Source organism: Vibrio sp. 970 (assembly GCF_033339075.1).
In genome coordinates this window covers 1-796 of record NZ_JAWOTW010000202.1, presented here as the reverse complement: position 1 = coordinate 796, position 796 = coordinate 1, and the positions used below count along the sequence as shown (strand labels likewise).

Here is a 796-nt window from a genome sequence, read left to right as displayed (position 1 = left end):
TTGGCACCAACGCGTGAACTGGCAGAGCAGATTGCTGACAACATTAAAGCGTACACTAAGTACACAGACCTATCGGTTGTGGCTGTATTTGGTGGTCGTAAAATGTCTTCACAAGTTTCTGCTTTAGAAAACGGCGTCGATATTCTGGTTGCAACGCCAGGCCGCTTGGAAGAGCACATCGAACAAGGCAACGTTTCTGTTGCGAACCTTGAGTTCCTTGTTTTTGATGAAGCTGACCGTATTCTGGATATGGGCTTTATTCATGCTGTTCGTAAGATCATGTTGGACGTTGATACTGATCCGCAAATCATGATGTTCTCGGCAACGACTTCAAGCCAGCTAAATCTGTTAGCGAAAGACATTTTGCGTAAACCAAAACGCATCGAAGTAGAGCGTGCAAACACTACCGCGCACACTGTTGCTCACGTACTTTACCCAGTCGATCAAGAACGTAAAACAGAACTGCTTTCTGAACTGATCGGTCGCAAAAACTGGCAACAAGTTTTGGTGTTTGTAAACTACAAAGAAACCGCAAATGATGTGGTGAAAGAGCTGAAACTTGACGGCATCAAAGCAGTAGTTTGTCACGGTGACCGTGCTCAGAGTGCTCGTCGTCGTGCGCTAGAAGAGTTCAAAACGGGCAAAGTTCGCGTCATGGTAGCAACGGACGTGGCGGCGCGTGGTTTGGATATTGAAGATCTGCCTCACGTAGTGAACTACGACATGCCTTTCCTTGCTGAAGATTACGTTCACCGAATCGGCCGTACTGGTCGCGCGGGTAAGCAAGGTCATGCGG

1 protein-coding gene is annotated in these 796 nt (G+C 47.6%); it reads left to right on the top strand.

Annotated elements, in window-relative coordinates; genetic code table 11:
* A partial coding sequence (locus R7Q11_RS25690; RefSeq protein WP_225466939.1) for a DEAD/DEAH box helicase occupies positions 1–796 on the top strand: 796 nt, incomplete at both ends.